At 63.9% G+C, this 23,067-nt stretch carries 22 protein-coding genes and 4 tRNA genes; 15 read left to right on the top strand and 11 right to left on the bottom strand.

Annotated features, from left to right (window positions below; genetic code table 11):
- Positions 1-69: 69 nt before the first annotated feature.
- From OTER_RS11935 to OTER_RS11925, 3 genes are read right to left on the bottom strand one after another with little or no spacing between them, the layout of a single operon-like run.
- Positions 70-1,362: a bifunctional folylpolyglutamate synthase/dihydrofolate synthase gene (locus OTER_RS11935; RefSeq protein ID WP_012375172.1), complete on the bottom strand. Its 1,293-nt coding sequence runs from the start codon at positions 1,360-1,362 to the stop codon at positions 70-72.
- Complete coding sequence (locus tag OTER_RS11930; protein WP_012375171.1) at positions 1,359-2,288, bottom strand: aminotransferase class IV; 930 nt, start codon at positions 2,286-2,288, stop codon at positions 1,359-1,361. The genes OTER_RS11935 and OTER_RS11930 overlap by 4 nt, the downstream gene beginning before the upstream one ends.
- A complete protein-coding gene (locus OTER_RS11925) occupies positions 2,281-3,783 on the bottom strand; it encodes an anthranilate synthase component I family protein (RefSeq protein WP_012375170.1) in 1,503 nt (500 codons plus the stop codon). Before OTER_RS11925 ends, OTER_RS11930 begins: the two co-directional genes overlap by 8 nt.
- A gap of 168 nt (positions 3,784-3,951) precedes the next feature.
- Between OTER_RS11925 and OTER_RS11920 the strand changes: the two genes are divergently transcribed.
- The 14 genes from OTER_RS11920 (at position 3,952) to OTER_RS11855 (ending at position 12,199) form a co-directional block, all read left to right on the top strand.
- Entirely contained in the window at positions 3,952-4,950 is a 999-nt protein-coding gene (locus OTER_RS11920) for a dihydropteroate synthase (protein WP_012375169.1), read from the top strand.
- Complete coding sequence (gene folB, locus OTER_RS11915) at positions 4,943-5,320, top strand: dihydroneopterin aldolase (RefSeq protein WP_012375168.1); 378 nt, start codon at positions 4,943-4,945, stop codon at positions 5,318-5,320. Before OTER_RS11920 ends, folB begins: the two co-directional genes overlap by 8 nt.
- 3 nt (positions 5,321-5,323) lie before the next feature.
- A complete protein-coding gene (gene folK / locus OTER_RS11910; RefSeq protein ID WP_012375167.1) occupies positions 5,324-5,848 on the top strand; it encodes a 2-amino-4-hydroxy-6-hydroxymethyldihydropteridine diphosphokinase in 525 nt (174 codons plus the stop codon).
- 211 nt (positions 5,849-6,059) lie between these two features.
- A tRNA-Lys gene (locus OTER_RS11905) sits at positions 6,060-6,134 on the top strand.
- Positions 6,135-6,324: 190 nt separating this feature from the next.
- Positions 6,325-6,399, top strand: a tRNA-Thr gene (locus OTER_RS11900).
- Positions 6,400-6,452: 53 nt separating this feature from the next.
- Positions 6,453-6,526, top strand: a tRNA-Gln gene (locus OTER_RS11895).
- Between the two features lie 370 nt (positions 6,527-6,896).
- Entirely contained in the window at positions 6,897-7,556 is a 660-nt protein-coding gene (locus OTER_RS11890; RefSeq protein ID WP_237702354.1) for a MotA/TolQ/ExbB proton channel family protein, read from the top strand.
- 47 nt (positions 7,557-7,603) lie between these two features.
- Complete coding sequence (locus OTER_RS11885; RefSeq protein WP_012375165.1) at positions 7,604-8,041, top strand: ExbD/TolR family protein; 438 nt, start codon at positions 7,604-7,606, stop codon at positions 8,039-8,041.
- A 44-nt stretch (positions 8,042-8,085) separates the two neighbouring features.
- Complete coding sequence (locus tag OTER_RS11880; protein ID WP_012375164.1) at positions 8,086-8,526, top strand: ExbD/TolR family protein; 441 nt, start codon at positions 8,086-8,088, stop codon at positions 8,524-8,526.
- An 18-nt stretch (positions 8,527-8,544) separates the two neighbouring features.
- Positions 8,545-9,207 carry an energy transducer TonB gene (locus tag OTER_RS11875; protein ID WP_012375163.1) on the top strand — a complete coding sequence of 221 codons (663 nt, stop codon included), beginning with the start codon at positions 8,545-8,547 and terminating at the stop codon, positions 9,205-9,207.
- A 9-nt stretch (positions 9,208-9,216) separates the two neighbouring features.
- Complete coding sequence (locus tag OTER_RS11870; RefSeq protein ID WP_148218101.1) at positions 9,217-10,635, top strand: tetratricopeptide repeat protein; 1,419 nt, start codon at positions 9,217-9,219, stop codon at positions 10,633-10,635.
- An 18-nt stretch (positions 10,636-10,653) separates the two neighbouring features.
- Positions 10,654-11,196, top strand: a complete 543-nt coding sequence (locus tag OTER_RS11865) for a hypothetical protein (RefSeq protein WP_012375161.1) — start codon at positions 10,654-10,656, stop codon at positions 11,194-11,196.
- Positions 11,197-11,217: 21 nt separating this feature from the next.
- Entirely contained in the window at positions 11,218-11,751 is a 534-nt protein-coding gene (locus OTER_RS11860) for a hypothetical protein (RefSeq protein ID WP_012375160.1), read from the top strand.
- Between the two features lie 371 nt (positions 11,752-12,122).
- Positions 12,123-12,199 (top strand) — tRNA-Pro (locus OTER_RS11855).
- A gap of 27 nt (positions 12,200-12,226) precedes the next feature.
- On the opposite strand, the gene OTER_RS11850 is transcribed toward OTER_RS11855, so the two are convergent.
- On the bottom strand, positions 12,227-13,114 hold the full coding sequence (locus tag OTER_RS11850; protein ID WP_012375159.1) for an MBL fold metallo-hydrolase: 888 nt from the start codon (positions 13,112-13,114) through the stop codon (positions 12,227-12,229).
- A 38-nt stretch (positions 13,115-13,152) separates the two neighbouring features.
- Between OTER_RS11850 and pyrE the strand changes: the two genes are divergently transcribed.
- Complete coding sequence (gene pyrE, locus OTER_RS11845) at positions 13,153-13,722, top strand: orotate phosphoribosyltransferase (RefSeq protein WP_012375158.1); 570 nt, start codon at positions 13,153-13,155, stop codon at positions 13,720-13,722.
- 109 nt (positions 13,723-13,831) lie between these two features.
- Here the strand turns inward: pyrE and OTER_RS11840 are convergent, their stop codons facing one another.
- The 7 genes from OTER_RS11840 to rplI all read right to left on the bottom strand — a co-directional run bounded on the left by OTER_RS11840 (position 13,832) and on the right by rplI (position 23,056).
- On the bottom strand, positions 13,832-15,247 hold the full coding sequence (locus tag OTER_RS11840) for a Do family serine endopeptidase (protein WP_012375157.1): 1,416 nt from the start codon (positions 15,245-15,247) through the stop codon (positions 13,832-13,834).
- Positions 15,248-15,578: 331 nt separating this feature from the next.
- On the bottom strand, positions 15,579-16,529 hold the full coding sequence (locus OTER_RS11835; RefSeq protein ID WP_012375156.1) for a ribose-phosphate diphosphokinase: 951 nt from the start codon (positions 16,527-16,529) through the stop codon (positions 15,579-15,581).
- A gap of 84 nt (positions 16,530-16,613) precedes the next feature.
- Positions 16,614-17,675, bottom strand: coding sequence for a UDP-3-O-(3-hydroxymyristoyl)glucosamine N-acyltransferase (gene lpxD / locus OTER_RS11830; RefSeq protein ID WP_012375155.1), 1,062 nt, complete (start codon positions 17,673-17,675; stop codon positions 16,614-16,616).
- A 228-nt stretch (positions 17,676-17,903) separates the two neighbouring features.
- Positions 17,904-18,596: an OmpH/Skp family outer membrane protein gene (locus OTER_RS11825; protein ID WP_012375154.1), complete on the bottom strand. Its 693-nt coding sequence runs from the start codon at positions 18,594-18,596 to the stop codon at positions 17,904-17,906.
- Positions 18,597-18,640: 44 nt separating this feature from the next.
- Positions 18,641-20,995: an outer membrane protein assembly factor BamA gene (bamA, locus tag OTER_RS11820; protein ID WP_148218100.1), complete on the bottom strand. Its 2,355-nt coding sequence runs from the start codon at positions 20,993-20,995 to the stop codon at positions 18,641-18,643.
- Positions 20,976-22,370 carry a replicative DNA helicase gene (gene dnaB / locus OTER_RS11815; RefSeq protein WP_012375152.1) on the bottom strand — a complete coding sequence of 465 codons (1,395 nt, stop codon included), beginning with the start codon at positions 22,368-22,370 and terminating at the stop codon, positions 20,976-20,978. The genes bamA and dnaB overlap by 20 nt, the downstream gene beginning before the upstream one ends.
- Before the next feature lie 173 nt (positions 22,371-22,543).
- On the bottom strand, positions 22,544-23,056 hold the full coding sequence (gene rplI, locus OTER_RS11810; RefSeq protein WP_012375151.1) for a 50S ribosomal protein L9: 513 nt from the start codon (positions 23,054-23,056) through the stop codon (positions 22,544-22,546).
- Between the last annotated feature and the right edge of the window lie 11 nt (positions 23,057-23,067).

Genomic DNA, 23,067 nt, shown 5'->3' with positions numbered 1-23,067 from the left:
GAGAGCGGTCGAAAACAGAGAAGCCGCCCTCGACTGTAAAGGGCAAAGTTTCACCCGACCGCCCTCTTTTCAGAAATCCTGCAGCTGGCCGTCGTCCGGCCCGCGTTCGGGCTCAAGCCGCGCCAGCACTTCGCCTACTAGATAGATAGAGCCGGTCACGACCACCACCCCGCCCGGCTCGCCTGCCGTGCATTGGTCGGGCCCGGGGAACAGCGCGTCCACGCTGGATCGCTCGACCCGGCCGCGGAAGTCCGCCGGCACCAAGCTCTCCAGTTGCTCAAAGCTGCATGCCCGTGACTGTCGCGGAACGACCAGCCGCAATTCCGCGGCGTGCAGGCAGACCACGGGCAACAACGCTCGCGCCCGCGCCGGCCCCAGCGCGCCGGCCACGATGATCGGCTGCCGCCCGGTTTCCGCCACGAGCCGAGCCAGGCTGCTGTCGAGCACCTCCATCCCCTCCGGATTGTGCGACGTGTCCAGGATGACAGTTCGCCTATCGACTGCGAAACGCTGCCATCGGCCCGGCCAGTCCACCTGCTGCAGCGCGCGTTCGATCACGCCGCCGTCGATCCGCCACCGCGCCGGCAACGCGCACGCGGCGAGTGTGGCCGTGGCGGCGTTCCAACGCTGATAGTGACCCGGCAAATTGGTTCGCGGGTAATGTTCGATCGCCTCGCCAAAATCCGCACGCACCGACACGAGCGGCGCGTGCTGCTCGGCCGCGACGGAACGAATCACCTGCTCCGCCTCCGCTGACAACCGGCCGATCACCACCGGACGTCCGCGTTTGATGATCCCCGCCTTCTCGCCCGCGATCGCGAGGAGCGTCGGCCCCAGCTGCTCGACGTGGTCGAGCCCGATCGACGTGATCACACTCACCTCGGGTTCGACCACATTGGTCGCATCCAGCCGGCCGCCGAGGCCCACCTCGATCACCGCGACGTCGCAACCACTCCGTTGAAAATGCAGGAACGCGAGCGCGGTCATGAACTCGAAATAGCTCGGGCGCCGCTCCGCGCCCTGCTCCGCCTCCATCCCCTCGGCCACGCGCCGCAGTTCCTCGACGTAGCCGGCGATCTCATGCTCGGCGAGACTCCGGCGATTCACCTGCACGCGTTCGCCGAGCCGGACGAGATGCGGCGACGTATACAGCCCCGTGCGCCAGCCCGCGCTGCGCAGGATCGCCTCGAGCATCGCCGCGACCGAGCCCTTTCCGTTCGTGCCGGCGACGTGGATGCAAGGCACGGCGAGGTGAGGATCGCCGAGCAATGCGACGAAGCGTCGCATCCGCTCGAGACCCAGCGCCACGCCGCGGGTCTTCAACTCGAGCAAGTAACGAGTCGCGGCAGTGTAGTCGCTCATGCGCCGCGCGCCGTGGCGTCCAGTGCTTCGCTCCACTGTCGGGATAGTGACGTAACAAATGGATCCTCGTGCGACGCGATCTCCGCGCGCAGCACCTCTCCCGCCTGTCCGCGAATCTCTCGCACCGGCGTGATCCCGCGGACCGAATTCATCACGAGCACGGCGTCCGCCTGCAACAGTTCATCGACGTGCGCGCGGCGCGGAGCGGAAGGGCAACCAAGCTCGAGGACCCACGCCAGGCACGTCCCCGCGATCGCACCCAGCGCCAGGTCCGGATAACAGAGTCGACCGTCGGAAATCCACGCGACGTTTTGCCGCAACGTTTCGATGACCCACCGATCCTCGCGGTTCAGCAAAAGGCCTTCGTCGGCTGGCTCCGCGGCGCGCTGCCGCAATTCGGCAGCGCCGAGCAACACGTTGGCGCACGCGATGCTCTTCGGCCGAGGCAGCCATTCCCCACTGTCCCGGCGAAGGTTCAGGACGTGCAGCCGGACCCCTTCGGCGTTCGGCGGCGCTGGCGCCGCCCGCACCGTCATCAATTCGTGCGGCTCCGCGTAGAGCGGGTCGCCGGACAGCCCGCTCGCCGACGAATTGCTGGTGCCCGCTGTGATCGTGTAGCGAAAGACCGCATCATGTACGCCAAAGCTCTTCAACATCTCGCCGGCCACCGCGCGCAATCTCTCCTCATCGTTGGCCAGCGCGTGGGACGGCAGGGAAATTCCCGCCCGGGCACACGCCAGCCCGAGTCGTTGCCGGTGATAACTCCAGAGATGCGGCCGGCCCCCACTCGTCCGAAACGTTTCGTAGAACCCAAGCCCGAACAGCACGCCGTGGTCATCCGCGGGCAGCACAGCGGCCGCAGCGGGAACTAACCGGCCGTCGAGGTAGACGGGAGCGGGCGGAGGCGGGGTGGCAACTTCAGGCATTGGATTCGGCGCCCGCTTGCTCGAGCGCGACCCACAGAGCCTGCGCTTTTCGGAGCGACTCGTCGAGTTCGCGCTCGGGCTGCGAATCGGCCACGATTCCCGCGCCGGCCTGCACGTGCGCCACGCCGTCCTTCACCAGCATCGACCGGATCACGATGTTCATTTCCATCGCTCCGTTGTAGCCGATCCAGCCGAGCGCACCGGTGTAGAATCCGCGGCCCACTGGCTCCAGTTCCTCGATGATTTCCATCGTCCGGATCTTCGGGCAGCCGGTGATCGTACCGCCGGGGAACATCGCGCGCAGGACCTCCGCCCAGGATCGGCCGCGCGCCAGTCGCGCTTCCACCTGTGAGACGATATGCATCACGTGCGAGTAGCGCTCAAGCGCCATGAACTCCGCGACGCGCACGCTGCCGTAGTCCGCCACGCGACCGAGGTCGTTGCGGATCAGATCGACGAGCATGAGATGCTCCGCGCGCTCTTTGTCGCTCGCGAACAACTCCGCCGAGAAGTGCGAGTCCTGCGGCGGCACGTCGCCGCGCGGTCGCGTGCCGGCGATCGGCCGTGAGCTGACGACGCCGTCCACCGCTCGCACCAACAGCTCCGGCGATCCGCAGACGAGCGCGAACTCCGGGAGTCGGAGCAGCCCCATGTAGGGCGAGGGATTGATTCGCCGCAGCGCGTCGTAGATCCATTCGGCCGGCGCGGTCGCCGCGCGGCTGGTGCGCAGCGAAAGGTTCACCTGGTACGTGTCGCCCGCGGCGATGTAGTCCTTGATCCGCCGCACCGCCGCTTGAAACGCTTCCGCGGAGAACGAGGGCGGCGGGCTCGGTGCGCGGTCAGCCCGACTGCGCTTCGTGGTGATTGGTGGCCGAGCGACCGCATCGCGCCAGCGGCTCAACGCGTCGCCCGCCCGCGCTTCGGCCAAGGCGAACGCAGCGGGAAATTCCTCCGCTCGCGCCGGCGCGTCGGTCCAAACCACGACGTGTAGCACGTGTTCGAGGTGGTCAAAGATGAACAATTCCCGCGCTTCCAGAAAAGCATACAGCGGAAGATCGAGATCGCGACGCGCGATCCACGGCAGCTTTTCCCACGTGTGGATCAAGTCGTAGCCGAACACGCCGATGAGTCCCCCGATCATCGGCAGCATCGCCGGAATTCTCGGCGTCCGAATCTCGGCCACGAGTTGCGTCAGCACTTGCAGCGGATCGCCCTGATATCGCGTCAGGACGGAGCGCCCATCGCCCGAACGCACCTCCGCCGCTGTCGCATCGCCCACGATCACGCGGGCCGGCTGATCGCAGACGTAGGTATATCGGCCGCCCTGCGCGCTCTCGAGCAGGACGGATGCCGGCGAGTGGGTCAGCGCCGTCCAAGTCTCAGGCAATCGCTCCGCGCCCGCTTTCAGCATCACCGGCAGCAACGTGCACCCCTCCTTCGCCCAAGCGCGCCAGTGTTCGGCTGTGATCCGCTGCTCCATGTTGCTTTCCCACATTCGCCGCTCAGCGCAGCACCTCCGCTAAACGAGTCACGGCAATCGGAAGCGAGGAAGCTGGTCTCATCGGTCGGAACCTTCGGGCCGCATGCCCGGACGTCACGTCCATTCCGCGACATGTGGAGTTTTGGATTGGAATCCCCTGCGAGCAGACGCTCCATTGCGTCCATGCAGTCCTGGGCCAGTCCACACGGCCGGCCGCTGCCGCCTGTCGGCCAGCGGACGCTCGTCATGGGCGTGTTGAACGTGACGCCGGACTCGTTTTCCGACGGCGGTCAACTGCCCACCCGCGAGGCGGTCGTGGCGCGCGCCCGGGAGATGATGGCGAGCGGCGCCGACGTGCTCGACATCGGCGGAGAATCGACCCGGCCGGGAGCTGCGTGGGTCTCAGCCGACGACGAACTCGCGCGCGTGTTGCCGGCGATCACCGCGGTCCGGCAGGCATTGCCCGACGTGCCGCTCTCGATCGACACCTACAAGGCCGAGGTCGCCGAAGCGGCCGTGGCGGCGGGCGCGGATATTATTAATGATGTGTGGGGGCTGGCCTTCGGACTCTCCGCGGAGGAACGCGCCCGCTGGCGCGAGCCGGCTCGAGATGTAGCCGGGGTCGTTGACCCCGGAAGGTTGTGGGAACGGTTGCCAGCGCACCGACCGGGCTCGCCGAGCCCGGCTACAAACGCCGCCAGCCCATTGCGTGTCTCGCCGATGGCTCTGGCCGCCGCGCGGACGAAAGCGCCAGTGATTCTGATGCACAATCGGCTCGACCGGAACTATCGCGATTTCTGGGGGGACATGCTGCTGGATCTACAAATGAGCCTCGCGCTCGCTTGCGCCGCGGGCATTCCGCCACACCAGCTCTGGCTCGACCCCGGATTCGGGTTCGCGAAAACGCCCGCGCACAATCTCGAGGTGCTGCGCGAGCTGCGCCGGATTGTCGCGCTCGGTTTTCCGGTGCTCGTCGGAACCTCGCGCAAATCCACGCTCGGGCTCGTGCTCGGCACCGGCGTGGACGACCGCTGCGAGGCCGGCGGCGCCACGATCGTGTGGGCGATTCAACAGGGCTGTGCGATGGTCCGCGTACACGATGTGCGCGAAAGTGTGCGATTCGCCCGAACGGCGGATGCGATCAAGGCCGGACTCAACTTCTCCCCGCCAGATCATGGATAAACTCATCCTGCGCGAACTGCATTTCGTGGCCCGCCACGGCGTGTTGCCAATCGAGACCGAAACGAGCCAGCACTTCTCCGCGACGTTGGAGCTCGAGTTGCCGCTCGCGCCCGCGGGCGAAACCGACCGGCTCGATCGCACGCTCGATTACTGCGCGGTGCAGGCCGTGGTCCGAAAGATCATCGAAGGCACGCACAAGAAGCTGATCGAAACGCTGGCGGAAAGCGTCGCCCGCGAATTGCTGCTGGCGTTTCCGCTGCTGGTCGCGGTGACGGTCGAGATCACGAAGCCACGGCCGCCGGTCGATTTCCAGTTCGCCGGCGTGTCGGTGCGAATTCGTCGCGAGCGCTCGCAACTCGCGCCGCGTTGAACCATGCATCGCGTCGCAGCACGGCAGGCGTTGGTCGGTGCGGGCGCCAATCTCGGCGACCGCGCCGCGACCTTGCGCGCGGCGACCGAACGGCTGCGCGGGCTGCCCGGCATCACGCACGTGGAGAGTTCGGCGTTGTACGAGACGGAACCGATCGGCGGCGTCGATCAGCCGCCGTTTCTAAATCTCGTACTCGGTGTCGAAACGACGCTCGCGCCCGAACAGCTGCTGCAGCAGCTGCTCGCCCTCGAACAGCAGTTCGGCCGCGTGCGAACCGTACGCTGGGGCCCACGCACGCTCGACCTGGATCTGCTCGCCTACGAAGGCGAAACGCGGACCACCACCGCGCTCACGCTCCCCCACCCGCGGATGTTCGAGCGCGCCTTCGTGCTCGTGCCACTGCAGGAACTGCTGGCGCGCTCGCGCTTCGAGCGCCCCGCGTGGGCCGAGCTGCGACAGAGCATCGCCGCGGCCCAGCCGGTCGGCGGCGTGACGCTCCGAGGCGCAACGCTCCCCAGCAACGAGTGAAGGGAAGGCTCCCTATGCAGTGTTGTAATGAGCGATACACCGATCAGACTCCGGCCTGCCCGCCGGGGTTTCTCTTTCGCTCCGGGCGTGTGTCGGTGCGCGCCGCGCTGCAACCTCAACCCCCAAAATAATCAACGTAATCCCGCGCAAGGCGGCGCCAAATCTCTGTTGACAACCCCGGGCCGTTCATGAGGTTTTTCGCCCCTTGTTTGGCTTCCTAGCTCAATGGTAGAGCAGCTGACTCTTAATCAGTTGGTTCGGGGTTCGAGTCCCCGGGGAGCCACCATCCTTCGCTGCAGCGCAGCTCCGGATGGCAGAGCCAGCTGATGGTTTCCGGTTGTTTGATCCCAGCCCATTCTCGAAATGCATGCGAAGGATGCCCTCCCGTAGGTTTGACGAAGGAGCGGCCCAGTCATTCGCGAACGTCCCTTTTGTTGTTTCTCAGTTTATCCCAGCGAGCGCTGCGAGTCAGTCCCGCCGGCGTAGCTCAACGGTAGAGCACCTGTTTTGTAAACAGGCGGTTGCGGGTTCGAATCCCATCGCCGGCTCCAGCTCCGTCCGTGGACGCCCCCTGCCGGACCGACCGCACGCTGCCGAAGTTTTCTGCCCGATGGTGTAATGGTAGCACAAACGACTCTGACTCGTTTTGTCTAGGTTCGAGTCCTAGTCGGGCAGCCAGCTTCCACACTCCCCCCACCCCCGCAAATTCGCTTCAGGGAAACCCCGGCGTCACCAAGATAGTAAGACATCATTTTTTGGTGTTTCTTATGCATTAAATGATTACCCCGGAAAGTAAGTTGACACCCCAGATTCGATGACCCCTAGTTCGAATTTCACGCGTTCAGACCCCCTCTTTCTTAAGCGGCCTCATGCTGACATTTCAGTCCCCCCTTGCAGAAAAGGCGCCGGTGCTTAGGCTCGCCTTCCGGTCCTGCATGCCCCTTTGACGGCCGAATCTCGCTTGGTCCGGCAACCTCCTGTTACCTCCCCTGTCCTACCTGTCACGCGCTTTCCTTAGTCACTGCCCACGACTCTTATTCCTATGATTATGCACAGCCTCCCCCTCGCGTTCCTCCTCGGTGATGCCACACTGATGGAGCTGTTCATCAAAGGTGGTCCGATCATGTGGCCCATCTTGCTCGTCTCCTTCATCGGCTTCACGGTCGTGGTGGAGCGACTGCTGTTCATCTTCCGCGAGAACAGCCATCGTGAACCCGAAGTCGTCGAGAAGATGCTCGAGCAAGTCGAGAAGCGCGACATCGAAAGCGCGCTCGCGATCGGCCGCCAAAGCAAGGACTTCGTCGCGAAGATCCTCGTCTACACGCTGTCGAATCGCGAATACTCCCTGTCGAACGCGTTCATTCGCGCCTCCGGCCAGGAGCTCGCACGCTTCGGCCAGGGCATGGCCACGCTCGACACCGTCATCACCGCCGCCCCGCTGCTCGGCCTGCTCGGTACGGTTACGGGCATGATGCGTACGTTCGGCAGCATGACCGGTGATATCAGCAGCGCCGCCGCCAACATCACCGGTGGCGTCGCCGAGGCGCTAATCGCGACGGCCTGCGGTCTCGCGATCGCCGTCACCGCGCTGATGCCCTACAATTATCTCAACGCCCGCGCCGAAGAGGCGAAGCACGAAGTCGCCGACGCGTCCAACGCCCTCGAGATCCTGATCAAGAAGTCCGAGAGCAACGCCGTCGCCAGCTAACGCCACCCGTCCGGTGGCACGTTTCGTCAGTCTACTCTCTTCCCAATATGGCCGGTTCCTCAGGCGGTAAAACCAGCGGCGGCAAGAAGAAGGCGCGTATCGAGATCATCCCGCTGATCGACGTCATCTTCTTCCTGCTCGCCACGTTCGTCCTCTTCACGCTGTCGCTCAACAAGTCGAATGGATTGAGCGGCGTCGTGCTGCCGCAGTCGGGCACGGGCGAACCGCGCGACCCGAGCGAGTCCGTCACGATCACCGTGACCCAGGAGGGCACGCTGGGCTGGGACAAGGACCCCGTCACGCTGGACGAATTCCTTGAACGGCTCCGCGCCTTCCACGTCTCGAATCCGGAAGCGCGTATTCTGATCAACGGCGATGAGAACGCATTCTTCAGCCAGGCGATCTACGTCTTCGACGAAGTGCGCAAGGCCGGTTTCCAGAAGGTTCTCATCGAGACGCGCGTACGTCCGCCCGGCGCGAGCTGAGCCCGTTGCCTCCCGCCCTTACCTGACAGCCAATCCTCACTTCCATGGCCGGACCTGCTACCAAATCGGTTGTACCTGAAGAAGGAAAGAAGAAGGCACGTATCGAGATCATTCCGCTGATCGACGTCATCTTCTTCCTGCTCGCCACCTTCGTTCTCTTCACGCTCTCGCTGAACAAAATTCAGTCCGTCCCCGTGAACCTGCCCGTGGCGTCGACTGCCTCTTCGTCCAAATCGGACGACGACACAGTCACGCTGCAGATCTCCGACCAAGGCACCTGCTACTGGAACAAGGAGCTGATCAACCTAAGCGAGATCCGCCCGCGGCTCGCCCACTACAAGACCCAGGTCGCGGTGCCGCGCGTGCTCATCGCCGGCGACGACAAGGCCAAGTTCGGCATCACGGTCCAGGCACTGGACGAGGTGCGCAAAGCGGACATTCAACAGGTCTCCGTCGAGACCCGCGTGCGCCCCACGGGCCGCTAATCCCACGAGGATCTTTCCATGCGTCGTGACTTAATCATTGGCATCCTTCTCTCCATCGCTTTCCACGGGGGTGCGGCTTGGATCAGCGAGGAGCTCAGCAAGCGCCCCACCAAGAAACACATGGTCCAGGAGGAAGCTCCGACGATCCAGCTGATGGAGATGCCGAAGCTCGAGCCCGACGAGCCGCCGGAAACCGCTGACACCAGCGATGCCGAGGCGGCGCCCGTCGAGTTCGCCCCGCCGATGCAGACCGACGTGCCGCAGATCGTGCAGCTCGACTCCTTCGTGCAGCAGGTGCAGCCGCCTCCGCCCGAGAATCTCAAGCCCGCGGTCGGCGTAATCAGCATCCCGCAGAACCGGCCCACTGGCCTCGGCAAAGGCATCCAGGTCTTCAACATCAATCAGCTCGATCAGATCCCGCAGATCCGCGCCACCGTTCCGCCGCAGTATCCGTTCGAAATGCGCCGCGCTGGTATCACGGGCGAAGTCCTGGTCGAGTTCATCGTCGATACCAACGGCGATGTCCGCAATCCCTTCGCGGTCCGCTCCACCCAGCGCGAATTCGAAACCGCCGCGGTGCAGGCCGTCGCTAAATGGAAATTCCGCCCCGGCAAGAAGGGCGGTCGGGTCGTCAACACCCGCATGCAGCAGCCCATCTCATTCAGTTTGAATGAGGACTAATTTACCAACGTGACTGTTTCTTCCTCCCCTCTCTCCTCCCGACGCCGCTACGCGCGCCTAGCCGCGCTTGTGCTGGGCTGTGCGCTGGTCACGCCGGGTTTCGTGCGCGCTCAGGATGACAACGCTCCGCCCCGCGAGCTCGAGGAACGCACCTCGCAGGATCTCGACAAGCTCCAGCCGCTGCTCGACGCGAAGAACTGGGACGCCGCGCTGGCGCTGATCCAAGGCATCCGCAGCCGGGTCGAAGCAAAGAGCTACGACATGGCGATCGCGAGCGATGTCGAAGCCAAGCTCTACCTGCAGAAGGGCGAGCTGTCCAAGGCGATTGCCCCGTGGGAACAGGCCCTCCAGTTGGGCGATGCCTACAAGTTTTTCGACCAAAACAGCCAGCAGGAACGCGTCTACTACCTCGCCCAGCTTTGCTATCAGGAAGCCACCGAGAGCAAATCTCCGGCGCAGCAGAAGCAGAATTTTGCCAAGGCCATCAAGTATCTCGAGCGCTGGTTGGCGCAGTCCAAGAAGCCGCCGTTCGACCCCGCTCGGGCTGAGGCGCAGATGTTCTTCGCCAATGTGCTCTATCAGCAGGGCGTGCTGAATCCGGACAAGCCGGACATGGAGTTGGTCAAGCGCGCCGGCGAGCAGATCGAGCGCGCCCTCCGCACCGCGGTCCGCCCGAAGGAAGGCAGCTTCCTCATCCTCCTCGCCGTGGCCCAGCAAAACAATGACTGGGTCAAGCTCGGCGAGATCCTCGAGCTGCTGGTCAAGCAATACCCCGGCAAGAAGGACTACTGGTCCCAGCTCGTCGGTGTGTACGGCACATTGGCCGCCCAGGAGAAGGATCCGGACAAGGCCCGCGAATACAACACCCGCGCGATCACCGCGATGGAACGCGCCCAAGCCCTCGGCTTCATGAAGACGCCGAAGGACTACTACTCCCTCTTCGGCATGTATTTCAACGTCGGTCAATTTGGCCGGGCCACGGAGATTCTGCACGCCGGCCTGCGCGACGGTTCGATCGAGCAGGACCTCAAAAATTGGGAGTTGCTCGCCTCCTCCTATCAGCAGGTCGACAAGCCCTTCGCCGCCATCGAGGCGTTGATGGAAGGCACCAAGAAATTCCCGAAATCCGGCCAGCTCGACTACTCGGCCGCCACGATCTACTATTCACTCAACAAGCCCAACGAGGCCTACAAGCACATCAAGGACGCCTTGGTGAAGGGCAACCTCGACAAGCCGGGTGGCGCCTATGGTTTCCTCGCCTACGTGGCGTGGGAACTCGGCAAACTCGAAGAGGCACTCGCGGCCGCGGACAAGGCGCTGACCTTCCCCGACGCCCAAAAGGACACCCAGCTCCCGCGGCTGAAGAACGCGATCCAAGACGCGCTGCGTGAGCGCGAGGCGGCCACCAAGAACGTCGCCGCGCGGTAAATCCGGCTTTCAATCCTCATGAAGAAAACCCACGTCTACTTTCTCGTTCCGCTCATAGGTCTCATCGCCTTTGGCGCCGTCTACTGGAATTTCAGTGAGGGCTACGAGGCGCAGCTCGCCAAGGAGCAGGCGGATATTCGCGCGAAGAAGGAAGAAAAGCTGCGCGAAGAGGCCAAGAACCGCGAGAAGGCCATTCAGGACGCCCTCGCCGCGCAGGAGCGCCGCAAGGCCGAGCGCGCCGCCAAGGAGCTCAAGGACAAGGCGGACGCGGAAGCCCGCCAACTCGCTCGCGAGGCCTTGGAGAAGGCGCAGCGCGACCAGCAGAAGCTCGCCCAGCAGGTCGAACGCCTCGAGAAAGACATCAAGTTGGAGAAGGACGCCATCGCTGAAATCGAAGCCACCAAGAAGCGCACCATCGAAGAACAGGAGTTCCTCAAAACCTATGTGCGGCAGGCTGAGTCCAACGTGAAGAGCCTCTCCGAGGTGTTGGACAAGATCGCCGCGGCGGACAACGCCCGGGCCCAGGCTGAAGCGCTCGCCGCCCGTGCCCGCAACTCCTGATCACCGACCTCTCCCCTCCCCATGAAAAAGTGGATGTATCTCGTTTCCGTCGGCAGTTTGCTGGCGATCTTCCTTTTCTTCTATTTCGCGCACGTCGAAGAGGCCCGCATCCTCGACAAAAAGCGCACGGAAGAAGCCGCCGCGAAGGCGAAAGTCGAAGCCGATCGCAAAGCGGAAATCGAGCAGAAAGCTCGCGACGACGCCGCCAAGCGCGCCGCCGATCGTGCCGCCGAGGAAGCCAAGAAGGAAGCCGATCGCGCTGCGAAGCAGGCCGCCGAAGACAAGAAGGTCAAGGACGCCACCGATGCCGCGAACGCAAAAGCCGACGGCTACGCCAAGCAGGCCGGCGAACTCGAAGTCCAGCTCAGCGCCCTGCGCACGCAGAAGGAAAAGCTGAATCGCGAGGAGTTCGAGCTCGCCAAGCAGGTGGAGCTCGCCCGCGTCGCCAAGCGCAACGCGGAACTCGAGATCCAGCGCATGACCGACATGATCGCGAAACGCGCGGCGGACAGCGCCATTGCCACTCCTCCGCCGCCACCGGCGAAGAAGTCCTGATCCGGACGCTTACGCTCACTCTCTCAGGCCCAAGGCCCCGTGCCTTGGGCCTTTTTGTTGTTTCCGCTCCTGCCACGCCGGGGCGAGTGGGTAGTGGGAGAATCTCGTGCTCATTGCCGGCAGCGGCAGGCGTGGCTACGCGCCGGTTCGCCCTCAGGCCCGCAGGGACGCCGTTCGAGAAGCCCGAGCCCCGAGCAAGGTTGAAGGAAGGCCTGCCGCTACCTGATACCCCGGTTCCAGGATTCGCGCTCGTCGTGCGCGCGCGGACGCTGATCGCCACGCCAAAAACTTCGCGCGAATTTGTTTGCGGTGACATCGCCCGTGGCTTTTCCTCCGCCTTCCTCGGAGCAGATCCTTCGAGCAGACGGAATCGGGGCGTAGCTTAGCCTGGTAGAGCGCTACGTTCGGGACGTAGAGGTCGTGAGTTCGAATCTCACCGCCCCGACCAGTCTGAAGCCCGTGCGATGCACCCGCCTCAGCTCACGAAGGGATTGTAGCGCAGCTCGTTCTCGGCCGTCGTCATCGGGCCGTGCCCCGGCGCAATCACCGTATCAGCCGGAATCGCCTGCAACATCCGCCCCAGGTTCGTCGCCAGCTGCCGCTGGCAGTGATGCGCGCATCCGACGGAGCCCGCAAAAAACAGATCGCCGGAGATCAGGAGCGCCCGCCCACGAGCGGCGACCAGACTTTCCACGAGGTAACAGTTGTGCGCCAGTGCGTGCCCCGGCGTGCTGAACGCGGTGACCTGCACCCGGCCGAATACCTTCCGTTCCCCTTCTCCGAGGGGCTGGCCGCAGGGCACCACCGCACCGACCGGATGATAGGCGGCGGACACCTGAAACCGTTCGACCAGATCGCACAGCCCGCCGGTGTGCTCGGCCTCCACGTGAGTGAGGAAAACGGCCTCGATCTGACGCACCGCGTCCGGCCAGACCTCCTCCATCGCCGCGATTCCCGGCCCCGTATCGAACAGAATGCCACGGGAGCCGCCGCACGGCGTCACGATGTAGGCGTTGGTGACGCCGATGCCATAGGGAATCCGCAGCGGATGCACGCAGAACGGCAACGCGCCCAGCACGGGCAGCGGATACTGGTTGCAGCCGAGCGCACACAATCCGACTTCGTTGAGCCGCAGCACGGCCGCAAGCCGTCGCAACTCGGCTCCGGAGAGGTCCGAGCGGTAGTCGATCGCATCGCGAATCCGGCTCGAATCCACGTGCGCACGGTCCCCCAACGCCTCCTCGGTGAGGCCCATCTGGCGCATGGCTTTTTCCAGCACATCGCCGAGTTCGTCCTCCAACGGCACTGGGTTCAACACGGCGAGGCCGAAGCTACCGCGGGACGCGACGGGGTGCAAAATCATTTTGTTTTTTCGACGGCTTCCGCGCAGCGTCGGGGCGCATGGACTCGACCCAGAAAGAGATCCTCGACATTTTCATCCGCACGCGCGCCCTGCAGGAGGGACATTTCGTTCTGCGCTCCGGACTCCACAGCGGGCACTACTTTCAGTGCGCGCAGGTCTGCCAGCACCTCGATGCGGTGGAGCGGCTCGCTCAGCTGCTCTTGGTGAAATTGCAGCGACTGTCGTTCACCACCGTGCTCGCGCCCGCGATGGGCGGCCTGGTGATCGGCCAGGAACTCGCCCGGCAGGCGAAGGCGCGCTACCTCTTCGCCGAGAAGGAGGACAACGCGCTGGTGTTGCGCCGAGGCTTTGCGTTCTCGCCCGGTGAACGCGTGCTGGTGGCGGAGGATGTCGTCACTCGCGGCGGCCGCGTTCTGGAATGCCTTGATATCGTGCGCAAGGCCGGCGGCACGCCAGTCGCCGTGGCGATGCTGGTTGACCGCAGCGCCGGCGCGGCGCGCTTCGACGTGCCTGCGATTTCCCTGCTCGAGCTGAGCTTCCCGACGTATCCGGCCGACGCCGTTCCGGAGTGGCTCGCGAAGATCCCCGTGCAAAAGCCCGGCAGCTGAGTCTGGGTCGCTGCGTTTGGAGGTGGAGCCCGCCGTACCCGGCGGGCTTTCTTTTGTCGGTTCAACCCGCCGGGGACGGCGGGTTAACCTCCGCTCCCCAGCGTACGCGCTATTCCACTGTCAGCCCGATCACGCGCGCCGAGCCGCGATAGTAAACAATCAGGATGTGCCGGCCAGGCGTCAGCGCACGCCGCGCAGCTTCAATGTCGCTCACGTCCTCGCGGTCGACCTGCAAAATCAGGACGTCAGGCGCCAGTCGGTCCGCATACGGCGATTCAGGATCGACCGATGTCACCAACAGCCCGTCGAACCGCGGCGGAATTCGCAGCCGGCGTCGAGCCTCCGGCGTCAACGCAGACACCTCCACACCGGTCAGCAACTCGTTGGGTTTCTCGTCCAGTTTGCCCAATACGATGTCGAGCACCTGCGGTTTGCCGTCGCGAGAAATCTTCAGCTTCACCTTGGAGCCGGGAGCGGTCTGGGCGATGTAGATGCGCAGGTCGCGCAACGCCGCGACGGGTTTGTCGTTCACGCTGAGGACGACGTCACCCACCTTCAGCCCGCCCTTGTCCGCCGCGCTGTCCGGCGTGACGTCGGTAATGGTCACACCCTTCGTGTCCCGCGGCAATCCAAACGCCTCCGCCTCGTCGGCGGCGAGCGTCTGCGATTGCACGCCGAGATAGCCGCGCGAAACCGTTCCGGTCTCGATGAGGCTGTGCATGACCGTCGCGGCTAGATTCACCGGAACGGCGAACCCGATGCCGATGTTGCCGCGCGAGGGCGACAGGATCGCGCTGTTGATTCCCACCAGCCGGCCTTTGGCATCCACCAAGGCGCCCCCGGAGTTCCCCATATTGATGGCCGCGTCGGTTTGGATGAACGATTCATAGCCGGCGACCTCGTCGAGGATCCCCACGCTGCGGCCCTTGGCCGAGACGATGCCCATCGTGACCGTCTGCCCGACCGCGAGCGGATTCCCGACCGCGAACACGACGTCGCCAACGCGGATGTTGTCACTGTCGGCCAGCGTCACGACCGGCAGTCGTTCGCCTTCGATCTTGATTACCGCGATGTCGGTCTTCGGATCCGCGCCGATGACTTTGGCAATGAACTCGCGATCGTCGGCGAGCAGCACCTTCAACTCATCCGCTCCTTCAACGACGTGGTTGTTTGTGAGAATGTAGCCGTCGGGCGAAACGATCACCCCCGAGCCGAGCCCCTCTTCCTTGCGCTCGCGTTCCTGATCCGGAATCTCGTTACCGAAAAACTGCCGCAGGAACGGATTCAGCGCCATGCGTTCGCGCACGATCTTCATCGAGTAAACCGAGACCACCGCTTTCTGCGCCGGCTCGAGAATATCCGCATAGCTCGTCACCAGGGCTGACTTGCCGGCGGTGACGGGGCTCGGATCGATCGCCAGCGTAGGCGGCTTCCGATCGGGTTTGGCTTCCTTGCCGTGCGCGACGAAAGGCACGGCTGACGCGATCGCGATCGAGAGCAAGCTGGCGAGAGAGCGGAATTTCATGAAGGGACGGCGGACAGAGTGTTACGAGGAAAGGTTCCGTCCGCAATCGGTGAACGCAGGCGGTCCGCGGGGGGCCGCAAATCAGCTTTTGAGCGGGCGCGAGTTGGTGCTGGTGGCACGGGTTCTCCTGCCCGTATGTGGCACGGGCGTCTCGCCCATGTCTGCGGCGCGGAGCGCCGTCCACGGGCAGCATGCCCGTGCCACGTTCTCCAAGCTAATTTGCGCCCCCGCTGGGGCGCTCGTTTCACTTTTCTGACACGGACGGCACGCCCATGGCACGTGGCACGGGCGTCTCGCCCGTGGGTTTGCAGGAGGGTTCTCCGATCTCCGGCTAAAATCCTTTGATCCGGAACAGGCCGGTCACGCTCTCGTTGCTGTTGATTCGAATGATCGCCTGCCCGAGCAGCTTCGCGATGCTCAACACCGTGATCGGCAGCCCGCGCGGCTCGACCGGCGTCGAGTTGGTGGTGATCAGCTCGTCGATCAGTCCGGACTTGAGCCGTTCCACCGCTACGTCGTTGAGGATGCAGTGGCTGACCGCCGCGGTGATCTTCGCCGCTCCGGCTTCGCGCAGGATCTTCGCCGCCGCCGTGAGCGTGCCCGCGGTTTCGGTGATGTCGTCGACGAGCAGCACGTCGCAGCCGGATACTTCACCCACGACGCTCATCGCCTCGACCGCCGTCGCGCTCTTCCGCTTTTTCGCGACGAGTCCCAGCGTGGCGCCCAATACGTCCGCATACGCCGCGGCCATCTTCATGCCGCCCACGTCCGGCGAGCAAACGACCAGCGTGCGGTCCAGCTTGCGCTTCGCGAAGTACTCGAAAAACACCGGCGACGCGTAGAGATGATCGACCGGAATATCGAAGAACCCCTGGATCTGCTGGCTGTGCAGATCCATCGTCAGGATGCGCGTCGCGCCCGCCGCCACGAGCAGGTTGGCCACCAGCTTGGCGGTGATGGGCACGCGCGGCTGGTCCTTGCGATCCTGGCGCGCGTAACCGTAGAACGGCAGCACCGCCGTAATGCGGGCCGCCGATGCGCGCCGCGCCGCGTCGATCATGATCAGGAGCTCCATCAAATGATGGTTCGTCGGCGGACACGTGGACTGGATGATGAACACATCCTGTCCGCGTACGTTCTCGTTGATCTTCACGAACGACTCGCCGTCCGGAAAGCTCGTGACAGTGGCTTCGCCCAACGGCACGCCGATGGAACGACAGATTTCCTCCGCCAAGGCTCGGTTCGAGTTGCCCGAGAATATTTTCAGCCGCGATTCGCCCATGGCGTGATCTTGCCGGCGGGACGGTCGGGCGAAAGACTTTTCTGGATCAGCGTGACGAACCCGCGCGGCCGGGCCGCAAATGGTCTACCCCGCGTTTTCCGGAGCCGGCGCACGGTCGCGCAGCTGCGCCTCGAGCTGGTCGACCCGCTTGAACAGACCGGGCAACCGCTGATGCAGGATGGCGAGCCGGCGCTCGAGCACATACGGCAGCGACGGCGTGCCGTTGACGAAACTCCCCGGCTCCACACTGGTGCTGATACCCGACTGCCCGCCCGCTTTGACCCCCTTGCCGATGGTAATATGCCCGCCGACGCCGGCCTGCCCGCCCAGCACGACATAGTCCCCCACGGTCGTGCTGCCGGAAATGCCGACCTGCGCGCAGAGCAGGCAATGCTTGCCGACGATCACATTGTGACCGATCTGCACGAGATTATCCAGTTTCGTGCCCTCGCCGATCACCGTGCGGCTGAAGCGGGCGCGATCGATCGTGCAGTTCGCACCGATCTCGACGTCGTTCTCGATCACGACGGTGCCCACTTGCGGAACCTTTTCGTGCCGGCCCGCGACGAACTCGTAGCCGAAACCGTCCGAGCCGATCACAACGCCGGCGTGCAGTCGGACGCGTTCACCGACGACGCATTCAGATTGAATCACGACGCCTGGCGCGATCCAGCACTTCGCCCCGATCTGCGCATTGCGACCGACGAACACCTGCGCCTGAAGATGAGTGCCCTCGCCGATCACGGCACCGGATTCGATCACGCAGAAGGGGCCGACGGTCGCGGAGGGCGCGACGTGAGCATCCGCCGCCACCGACGCCAGCGGGTGAACGCCTGGCACGGGCGTGGGCCAGGTCTGCTGTTCGATATGCCCGCAGAGCCGAGCCAGCGCGACCGACGGATTCGCGACGATCAGGAACAGCTGGTTCGGTTGCGGCTGCCCCGGGTAGTCCGGCGGTAGCAGCACGAGGGAAGCACGGGTGCCCGCGACATCGGCCTTGTATTTGGCGTTGCCGAGGAAGCTCAGGTCGCCCGCAGCCGCCTCCTGCAGCGGGGCGATGCCGCGGATGGTTTCAGTCGTGGCGCCACGAACGCTTTGGGGTTGAACGAGCGCGCTGATTTCAGCGGGCGAAAGCGAGAGCTGCATGCCGTCAGCGTGGGCGGATCGATGCGGCGGTGCAATGCGGCAAACACAATCGGGCGGTTCGCCCCACGGCTTCCGCCTCCTCACAGCGGCGGCGACCGCCCATGCCAGTGGCACGGGCGCCCTGCAGGTAGAATTGCGGGCTACCGGAGACGCGCCCTTGCTGGTCCGCGCCGAAAAAAAGCCCCGCTCGAATGAGCGGGGCTTCGGTTGCGAACGTGGGTTCGAAATTTATTTCTTCGGCGAGACACCGGGGACCGTGATCCGCGGCGAGTCGTCGGTCTTCGGCGCGGCGGCCGGAGCAGCCGGGGTTGCCGCCGGAGCCGTCGCCGGCGCAGCCGACGTGGCCGGGCGGTCTTTGTTCACCTCACGCGACACTTCGTCGGTGATGTCGTAGCCAGAATCCGAGTAGAGGATGTTGGAAACGCCGATCAGCGTCGGGCCGGACTTGTCGAGGAGAAGCGTAGCGCCCTTGCGCTTGGCGATTTCGACCGCCGTCTTGCTGATCTCCTCCACCATCAGGCTGCGGAAGGTCTGGATCCGCTGCTGCAGCGAATTGCGGGTGTTCTGCTGGAAGCTCTGCACTTCCTGCTGCTTGCGCTGGATCTGCTCGAGCAGCTTCTGCGCTTCGCCCTGGGCCTTGGACTTCGCCTCCGCGGTGGCCGCCGGGTTGTTCGACTGGTCGACCATCTCCTTGTATTTCTCGACGAGGCCGTTGCCTTCCTTGTTCAACTTGTCGAGTTCTTCCTGCGCCTTCTGTTCATCGCCGCGCAGCTTGGCATTCTGCTCCTCGGTCTTGTAGTGGCCGTCATAGAGCTTGGCCATATCGACGACGAGGATCTTCAGCGCAGGCTGGGCCTGCACAAATGCCGCGGTGGCGCTCAACGCGGCCAGTCCGAGCAGGGTACGAATGGTTTTTTTCATGGATGAGAATTGATAGGCAAAAGCAAGCGGTCAGGAAAACGGAATCAGTAGCGCGTGCCAAAGGAAAAGTTGAACTGATTGCCGCTTCGCGCGCGTTTGTCCGAGGTCAGCGGAATGCCGAAATCGAGGCTCAGCGGCGATCCCGCCACGAAGAGCCGGAGGCCGAAGCCGAAGTTGTCGGTGAAATCGCGCGGATTGAAGTCATAGGCGCCGGAGTTCACGAAGCCGGCGTCGTAGAACACGGCGAACCGGATCGGGCTGACGATATCCAGCGAATACTCCGCGCTGAAAAACGCATAACTCTTGCCGCCAATGACCTCGCCAAACTCGTCGCGCGGCGCCACCTCGCGGAATTCGTAGCCGCGCAGCGTCGTCGGCCCACCCAGGTAGTACCGGTTGTAGATCCGGACGTCGTTGCTGTTGCCGTAATTTTGAATCACGCCGGCGCGGCCGAGCAGGTGGAGCACCTGGGTCTGGGTTTCGAAGACCGGGAAATACTGCGCGCCGCGCAGCTCGAGCCGGTAAAAGTCTTCGTCGCCGCCGAGCACGCCGCCGGCGATGCCGGTGTTCAGCTCGATGCGGTTGCCCATCGTCGTGTTGATGATCTTGTCGCGCGTGTCGCGGAGCAGCTGGAACCCGACCATCGACACGGGGTTGTCGCCCGCGATGTCGCGCAGCACCTGCGAGGCGGAGGGCGAGACGTCCTCGATCGAGATGACCTGATAGGAATACGACAGCCGGCCTTCGAACATGCCAAAGAGACTCTTGCGCAGGTACACTTCGCCGCCGGTGTCGATTTCCGTGTAGAAGGTGCTGTTGTATTCCGAGCTCGTGCGGAAGAGCGTGAAGCCCAAGCCGAGCCGGCGCTCGAAGAGATAGGGTTCCTCGAAGGCGAACGACACCTCGCTGGACAGTGAACCGAGCGACATCTTCAACCGGAATTTCTGGCCGTCGCCCTGGAACAGCGAACGGCGGTTGAACAAGTCGAAGTTGCCTTGGGAAATCTCCGCGAACACGGTCGCGCGCTCCAGCGAGCTGAAGCCGGCGCCGAACGAGAGATTGCCGGTGCGGCCTTCCTTCACGGCGATGCGCAGGTTACGCCGACCCGGGATGTTCGTCTCCTGCGGCGTCACGCTCACGTCCTCGAAGAACCGCGTGTTCTCGAGGCGCAGCTTGCTGATCTTCATCCGGACCGTGTCGAACACGTCACCCGGCCCAAGCACCAATTCCCGCACGATCACCGTGCTCTTGGTCTTCGTGTTGCCCTCGATGACGAGCGACTCGACGTTGAACTTCTCGCTCTCGGCCACCTCGTATTCGATGTCGATATTGCCGGTGGCGATGTTCGGCTTCCGGTTCAGCCGCACGCGCGTGTCGAGATAACCATCGTGCCCGTAAAAGTCCTCGAGCCGCTCGATGTCCTTGTCGAGTTTTGACGGCGTGAAGATCGAGCCCGTGCGCTGGCGGATGACGCGGCGCAGGATCGCGGTCGGGTGCAGCTTGTTTCCCTTGAAAGTGATGTCGCCGACCTTGTAGCGGCGGCCTTCGTCGATGTTGATCGTGATGACCAGCCGGTTCGGTTTTGGGTAATCGAAAATGATCCGGTCCGGTGCGATCTCCACGTCGAGGAAGCCTTGCTCGCGGTAGTAGGTGCGCAGCTTGTCCAAGTCGTCCTCGAACTCGTCGTCCTTCAAGCGGCCGGTGCCGAGAAGCCAGGAGAACGCCCAGTATTTCTTCGTCTCCATCTCCTTCTTCAGCCGCCGCGCCTTGATGCTCTGGTTGCCGACGAAGCGCACGTCCGCGATCTTCACGCGTTCGCCTTCGCGAATCCGGAAGATCACCGTGCCGAAGCTCGTCGCACGGTCGCGCTCGATCGCGTAGTTGACCGCCACCTGGTTGTAGCCGGTCTTCTGATAATACTCGCGGATTTTCTCGGCGTCCTCCTTCACCTGGCGCTCGTCGAGCGCGGTGTTCGGACGGGTCTTGATCTCGCGCTCGAGCCGTCGGTCCTTCACGCGCTTGTTGCCTTCGTAGCGGATCGCCAGCACGCGATACTTTGGCGTGACCTCCACCACGAGATTGAAGACGCGGTCGTTCACCGCCTCGCGCTTGATCTCGATGAATTCGAACAGGCCGGTGCGATACAGCGAGCGGATGTCGCGATCGAGCATCGCGTCGTCGAGGTCGCCGCCTTCGCGAATCTGCATGTTCGCGCGCACGACCTGCTCGCTCACGATGGCCGTGCCGATGAACTTCACCGTCACCGTGCCGACCTTGTAAACCGGTTCCTCCTGGCGGGCCTGTCCCCAGACCGATGCCCCGCTAAGGGCCAGCAACCAACCAACAGCAAGGACCAGACGGGTGACCCGGCGCAGCGGGTTACTGAGTGAAGTTTTCAAAGCGGGTGATGTCTCGGAGGAACGTAAGCTTCAATTCTCCTACCGGGCCGTTTCGTTGCTTGGCAACGATTAACTCGGCGGAATCGGCGGCGACCTGGAACTTTTCGTCGGCGTCTTTTGGGCGGGCCAGCATGAGTACTACGTCAGCATCTTGCTCGATCGAGCCGGATTCGCGCAAGTCGGCCAGTTTCGGGGTGCGGTTCTCCTTTTCAGATGAGCGGTTGAGTTGGCTTAATACAAGCACCGGAACATTCAGTTCCTTCGCGAGCGACTTTAATCCGCGTGACGCCTCGGCAACTTGCTGTTCGCGCGGGACCTTCGCGTCGGTCGGGCTCAGGAGTTGCAGGTAATCGACGACGATGAAGCCCAGTGGAGTGCGCGCGTGGATGCGCCGCGCTTTCGCGCGTAGCTGCATGATCGAGAGCGCGCTCGAGTCATCGATGTAAATCGGCGCCTTGGAGAACTCGTCCGCCACGGATACCAGCCGATTCTGCTCCTCGCCGTTCTTCGAGAGCAGGCCGTCGCGCAGCAGCTTCATGTTCACCCGCGCCCGCGAACAGAGCATGCGCAACGCGAGCTGCGCCGCGCTCATTTCGAGCGAAAACACCAGCACCGCGTGCGCCTCGCCACGCTTCGGCATCGCGGCGGCTTCCGCGAAGTTCAGCGCGAGCGACGTTTTGCCCATCGAGGGCCGCGCTGCGAGAATGATCATTTCCTGTCGCTGGAAACCCCAGGTCAGCGCGTCGAGATCCTTGAACCCGGACGAGACCCCCGTCATCTCGCCCTTCTTCATCATCATTTTCGTGATGACGTTCATCGCCTCGCGCGTCGGCTCGCGCATCGGCTTCGCGCTCTCGCTGACGCGATTCTGCGTCACGGCGAACAACCGCGCCTCGACCTGATCGACAAACTCGTCGATGCCGCCGGAGAAATTGTAACACTCTTCCACCGCGCCCGTGCCCGCGCGGATGATCTCGCGCAACAGGTGCAGCTCGCGGACCTTTTCGATGAAGTAGCCCGCCTGCGCCGTCGTCGGAATCCGGCTGCTCACCTGGGTGAGGAAGGGATAGCCGCCGATCTGCTCGAGCTGCTTGCTGGTCTTCAGTTCCTCCGCCAGCACCGCCACGTCGATCGGCGACTGCCGATTGTAGAGCTCGAGCAACCGCTCGTAGATGATCCCGTGCGCGCCGACGTAGAACGATTCTGGCCGGATGCGCGCCTCGAGACAGCGCGAGAGCACGTCGGCCCCGTCGAGCAGGCAACACGACAGCAGGTATTCTTCAGCCTCAATGCTGTGCGGCATGGAGCGGCCGCCCACCGCGACTGCAGCGGTGGCCTCCGGACGACGAAAAGGAATGGGCGCTTCTTGGGCCATGGGGATCGCTCAGTCAGCACGCGCGCCGACGAAGCGGCAACAAAGGGTTTTGAACAAGTTGCTCGCCGAGTTGCTCGCAGGCCCGAATGCGACGCGGGGACTCAGGGTTGCGGCTGAAAACACGAAGGCCGCGTCACCCGGACGCGGCCCTCGGCAAATCAGGTCGGCAAAGGTTACTTCTTCCCTTCCTTCGCGGGCTCCTTGGCTTCCGGCGCGGGCGCGGCCTCGATCGGGTTCTCCGACACGACGTCGAAGTTCAGGTCGACCGTCACGTCGGCGTGCAGCTTGATCTTCACCGTGTGCTGACCGAGCGTCTTCACCGGCGTGTGCAGGTGGATCCGCTTCTTCTCGATCTCCAAGCCGTCGGCGGCGAGCTTGTCAAAGATGTCGTTCACCGTGATCGCGCCGAACATCTTGCCGCCTTCGCCGGTCTTCACCGCGAACGCCAGGCTCTTCTTCTCGAGCTTCTTCGCCAGCTCCTGCGCGCCACCGAGTTCCTTGGCTTCGCGCTCGGCCCGGCGCTTCTTCAGCGACTCGACCTGCTTGCGATTCGCCGTGGTCAACGGCACCGCGAATCCATTCGGGAGGAGGTAGTTGCGGGCGTAGCCAGCACGCACTTTGACTTGATCACCTTCGCCGCCGAGGTTCTCGACGGGTTTGAGGAGGAGGATTTCGCTCTGAGCCATGGGACGGATTG

The sequence above is a fragment of the Opitutus terrae PB90-1 genome, assembly GCF_000019965.1.
GTDB classification, from domain to species: domain Bacteria; phylum Verrucomicrobiota; class Verrucomicrobiia; order Opitutales; family Opitutaceae; genus Opitutus; species Opitutus terrae.
The sequence above is the reverse complement of the archived record's forward strand: the minus strand, read 5'-3'. Positions and strand labels throughout refer to the sequence as shown.

What these genes read in the sequence shown, in the direction of transcription:
- OTER_RS11935 (WP_012375172.1), bottom strand. Translation starts at nt 1,362, where the DNA reads ATGAGCGACTACACTGCCGCGACTCGTTACTTGCTCGAGTTGAAGACC.
- OTER_RS11930 (WP_012375171.1), bottom strand. Translation starts at nt 2,288, where the DNA reads ATGCCTGAAGTTGCCACCCCGCCTCCGCCCGCTCCCGTCTACCTCGAC.
- OTER_RS11925 (WP_012375170.1), bottom strand. Translation starts at nt 3,783, where the DNA reads ATGTGGGAAAGCAACATGGAGCAGCGGATCACAGCCGAACACTGGCGC.
- OTER_RS11920 (WP_012375169.1), top strand. Translation starts at nt 3,952, where the DNA reads ATGCAGTCCTGGGCCAGTCCACACGGCCGGCCGCTGCCGCCTGTCGGC.
- folB (WP_012375168.1), top strand. Translation starts at nt 4,943, where the DNA reads ATGGATAAACTCATCCTGCGCGAACTGCATTTCGTGGCCCGCCACGGC.
- folK (WP_012375167.1), top strand. Translation starts at nt 5,324, where the DNA reads ATGCATCGCGTCGCAGCACGGCAGGCGTTGGTCGGTGCGGGCGCCAAT.
- OTER_RS11890 (WP_237702354.1), top strand. Translation starts at nt 6,897, where the DNA reads ATGCACAGCCTCCCCCTCGCGTTCCTCCTCGGTGATGCCACACTGATG.
- OTER_RS11885 (WP_012375165.1), top strand. Translation starts at nt 7,604, where the DNA reads ATGGCCGGTTCCTCAGGCGGTAAAACCAGCGGCGGCAAGAAGAAGGCG.
- OTER_RS11880 (WP_012375164.1), top strand. Translation starts at nt 8,086, where the DNA reads ATGGCCGGACCTGCTACCAAATCGGTTGTACCTGAAGAAGGAAAGAAG.
- OTER_RS11875 (WP_012375163.1), top strand. Translation starts at nt 8,545, where the DNA reads ATGCGTCGTGACTTAATCATTGGCATCCTTCTCTCCATCGCTTTCCAC.
- OTER_RS11865 (WP_012375161.1), top strand. Translation starts at nt 10,654, where the DNA reads ATGAAGAAAACCCACGTCTACTTTCTCGTTCCGCTCATAGGTCTCATC.
- OTER_RS11860 (WP_012375160.1), top strand. Translation starts at nt 11,218, where the DNA reads ATGAAAAAGTGGATGTATCTCGTTTCCGTCGGCAGTTTGCTGGCGATC.
- OTER_RS11850 (WP_012375159.1), bottom strand. Translation starts at nt 13,114, where the DNA reads ATGATTTTGCACCCCGTCGCGTCCCGCGGTAGCTTCGGCCTCGCCGTG.
- pyrE (WP_012375158.1), top strand. Translation starts at nt 13,153, where the DNA reads ATGGACTCGACCCAGAAAGAGATCCTCGACATTTTCATCCGCACGCGC.
- OTER_RS11840 (WP_012375157.1), bottom strand. Translation starts at nt 15,247, where the DNA reads ATGAAATTCCGCTCTCTCGCCAGCTTGCTCTCGATCGCGATCGCGTCA.
- OTER_RS11835 (WP_012375156.1), bottom strand. Translation starts at nt 16,529, where the DNA reads ATGGGCGAATCGCGGCTGAAAATATTCTCGGGCAACTCGAACCGAGCC.
- lpxD (WP_012375155.1), bottom strand. Translation starts at nt 17,675, where the DNA reads ATGCAGCTCTCGCTTTCGCCCGCTGAAATCAGCGCGCTCGTTCAACCC.
- OTER_RS11825 (WP_012375154.1), bottom strand. Translation starts at nt 18,596, where the DNA reads ATGAAAAAAACCATTCGTACCCTGCTCGGACTGGCCGCGTTGAGCGCC.
- dnaB (WP_012375152.1), bottom strand. Translation starts at nt 22,370, where the DNA reads ATGGCCCAAGAAGCGCCCATTCCTTTTCGTCGTCCGGAGGCCACCGCT.
- rplI (WP_012375151.1), bottom strand. Translation starts at nt 23,056, where the DNA reads ATGGCTCAGAGCGAAATCCTCCTCCTCAAACCCGTCGAGAACCTCGGC.